Here is a 3,230-nt window from a genome sequence, read left to right on the forward strand (position 1 = left end):
CTGGTTGACTGACAAAAAATGAAGTCAAAAGTGCTCAAATACTTATCTGGAGAGAGATAGCCGCCCTTGACTAAAGTGAGTGGGAGCCAGCATTCTAAGGATAGAAACCACTCATACCCTTGGAATGCTGTGAAAAAAACTCCCGTCTATACAATGCCTTGAAGAGCTGGATAGATCAACCCAGTGACTGGGCTCACCTGAGCCACCTGACAACCTGTTTGTGGATGGTGGTGGCCGTGATCAAAACAGGGGAGGTAAATTTGACCCGTTGGATTCCTGAGATTCCATGTAGAGGCCAATATGCCCAAAGCAAGCAACGCCGGATGCAACGCTGGCTGCATAATGCTCGAATTAACATCCATCGATTGTACAAACCTTTGATTCAAGCAGCTTTGGCGGATTGGAAGGATGACACTATTTATTTGAGTTTGGACACCTCACTGTTCTGGGATCAATATTGCCTGGTGCGATTGGTTGTGGTGCATCGGGGACGAGCCTTGCCTGTGGTCTGGCGAGTGCTCGAACATCGCAGTGCTTCTGTATCCTTCAACGATTATCGCGAGATGTTGCAACAAGCCATACACCTCTTGCCCAAAGGGGTTAAGGTCGTTTTACTGGCAGATCGAGGCTTTGTCCACACCGATTTAATGAAAGCCATGACAACCCAATGGGGCTGGCACTATCGGATTCGTTTGAAAAAGGACAGTTGGATTTGGCGAGCCGGAAAAGGATGGTGTCAGCTTAAAGATTTCCATTTCAAGCGAGGTGAAGCCCTCTGCTTTCACAATGTCAAACTCCACAAGGAGTACTGGTATGGTGGGGTCCATCTCGTCTTCGGTCGTAACAATGTCAATGGTGAGTTTTGGGCCATTGTTAGTGATGAAAAGACCACTCTTAAATCCTTTCAAGAATATGGATTGCGCTTTGATATCGAGGAAAATTTCTTGGATGACCAGTCCAATGGTTGGAATGTGCAAAAATCCCAAATTCGCTCAGTTCCTGCTTTATCTCGGCTATGGTTCATCCTGGCAGTTGCTACGTTATATGTCACAGCCCAAGGGGTTGAGGTCGTTGAAACAGGTAAACGTCGATGGGTAGACACACACTGGTTTCGAGGAAACAGCTATTTTCGGATTGGTTGGGAGTGGGTCAAAGCCTCGTTGGAAAATGGCTGGAGACTGATTCGTCGGGTTCGTTTTACGAGTAATCATGATCCTGACCCAGTGATGGCCTCACGAACACAACATGATAAACGACGGTATCGACTGGAATTCAAAATACAAACGTACGAGTACGTGCTTGATTAGTTTTGTCAGTCAACCAGCCCTGATGCTCTTGCTATCCATTAGATTAGCTACTGATTCAATCGTGACAAATCCAGAAAGTGCCAATAAATTCTCTGTCTACCCTATATTCCGCCGCTCCCTACTCCCTACTCCCTACTCCCTGTTCCCTGTTCCCTATTCTTCTATTTTTATCCGGATAAAAAATTACTTATTTTTTTGTTATCAAAGAAAATAAATTTATTTAAGAAAAGTAAAAATTTTCCGGATAATCAATAATGATGAGTTTTTTATTTAACTCAGTATTATCTCTATTTATCTAACTACATAATAGTTATGACTTAATTTTTATCAGTAGTATTTCTAATTTACAACAATCTTTATAAGCGGTTAGTTTAGAACTATGAAACGAGTTAAACACTAACTCAATTCCAGGATAAACTATCAACTCACAAAGCTCGAAAAACAATGAACAACAACTCTCTTTCTCTAAGCAAAACTCTCATCAACACAGGTCTCATTTTTGCGGGCTTAACTGCTGTACTGGCCACATCAGCTAACGCTGAATCAGCAATTCGCGGATCTGCTGTAGAAACACGGGCTTCTGGGAGCTCTATCAGTGTTTCTGGTGAGCTGATTTTACCTGAAGCTCTCCACTTTTCTGGTCCATTAACTGTTACACCAACCTACGCCGATGCTGGAACAAGCACTGCAACTATCGTTAACCTCACCCTAGATGGAACTGGAGTTGCGGCAGTCTCTACTACTACCACTAGTAGCTCAACAAATGCATTCCTTGCCGAAGCTGCAACGGCTCTAGGTGCTGCTACCACCGTTGAGGATCAAGCCGCTTTAATCCGTGCCGGAGCAGGTAATGAAGGCTTGGGTGCTCTAGAGTAAATTAACAGTCAATAAATCCTGTTAAATCAGGGAAAACGCATCTTAATTAATAAACCCTCTATTAGCCTCAACACTCAGCATTCAGCTATCAGCTATTGAAAAGTGCTATAGAGTCATAATTTTTCCGTAATCCACATCAATGGTTTACTGTCAAGACTAATTTAGATGCGTTTACCCTTTCTCTTCAATTACGTTTTCTTGATCATGCCTCCTGGGATTTCTGTGTAGAGAAATGCTAGGAGTATTTTTTATGTTTGTATATAAAAATAGCAAAGGGAACAGGGAGCAGGGAGCAGGGAGCAGGGAGCAGGGAATAGGTGATATGGGAGTAGTAAAAAAAAAATGCACCTCATTAATTTAAAAATTGCTAGATCCATAATTTAGGTAATTCTAGGAATTTCCGAGAGCATCAATAGCATTAAAAAGCAACGATATTGAGTTTCATTAAACTATTTTATAAAAAAATAATTTAATGAAAATACTGTATATAATTAGGTTATAATCATGGATGCAATAGCTTTAATTTTCCTAGCATTATTTTTTGAAATTTCCCCAACGTTTACTACGGATTTTAATCATTATAAAATTTCTCAAAGCGTACAATTAGAAATCAAAGATGCGGATTTTTTCAGGTCTGATTCTGATCAGGTTAAAGAGTTTAAAATTTCTAAGCAGCCAGAACATAAGCCAGAGGATAATCTAAATGTATTGGAAACAGAGGTTGCTGAATCTAGGTCACCTGAAGCAGAGTCAAGCACCTTAGCAGCAAAAACCCAAAATCAAGAAAATTCAAAAAAAACTCCCATCAGTGATGTTATAACTCAAAGTGCCACCAAGTATCCTTGGATTATTAATCCCACTGATAAGTTAACCTTTGATCCCACATCATTTAGACCAAACAAAAACGACAATTACCTAGAAACAGAGTTAAGATTCGCTGACGATAACCCCATTCTAAATAGATTTACCTTTGCTAATTTTCCTAAAGATAGTCAATTCTACTGGGTTCTTGATGGTAATACTGTTGTGATAGAGACTCAAGGATTC

Annotated in this window: 5 protein-coding genes; 4 read left to right on the plus strand and 1 reads right to left on the minus strand. The window is 40.6% G+C overall.

What is annotated here, in order from left to right; translation table 11 throughout:
• Window positions 1–119 precede the first annotated feature (119 nt).
• From F6K49_RS38275 to F6K49_RS38285, 3 genes are all read left to right on the plus strand, one after another.
• Window positions 120–1,307, plus strand: coding sequence for a transposase (locus F6K49_RS38275; protein WP_293105534.1), 1,188 nt, complete (start codon window positions 120–122; stop codon window positions 1,305–1,307).
• A gap of 61 nt (window positions 1,308–1,368) precedes the next feature.
• Window positions 1,369–1,521 carry a hypothetical protein gene (locus F6K49_RS38280; protein WP_293105537.1) on the plus strand — a complete coding sequence of 51 codons (153 nt, stop codon included), beginning with the start codon at window positions 1,369–1,371 and terminating at the stop codon, window positions 1,519–1,521.
• Window positions 1,522–1,751: 230 nt separating this feature from the next.
• Complete coding sequence (locus tag F6K49_RS38285; protein ID WP_075903310.1) at window positions 1,752–2,183, plus strand: hypothetical protein; 432 nt, start codon at window positions 1,752–1,754, stop codon at window positions 2,181–2,183.
• Between the two features lie 171 nt (window positions 2,184–2,354).
• On the opposite strand, the gene F6K49_RS38290 is transcribed toward F6K49_RS38285, so the two are convergent.
• Window positions 2,355–2,531: a hypothetical protein gene (locus F6K49_RS38290; protein WP_293105540.1), complete on the minus strand. Its 177-nt coding sequence runs from the start codon at window positions 2,529–2,531 to the stop codon at window positions 2,355–2,357.
• A 156-nt stretch (window positions 2,532–2,687) separates the two neighbouring features.
• On the opposite strand from F6K49_RS38290, the gene F6K49_RS38295 reads away from it, so the two are divergent.
• On the plus strand, window positions 2,688–3,230 hold a 543-nt coding region (locus F6K49_RS38295; protein WP_293105543.1), incomplete at its 3' end, for a hypothetical protein.

It is taken from the genome of Moorena sp. SIO3I6, from assembly GCF_010672095.1.

Bases quoted from the DNA above. Each gene is read 5' to 3' on its own strand.
- F6K49_RS38285 (WP_075903310.1), top strand. From the start codon at position 1,752: ATGAACAACAACTCTCTTTCTCTAAGCAAAACTCTCATCAACACAGGT.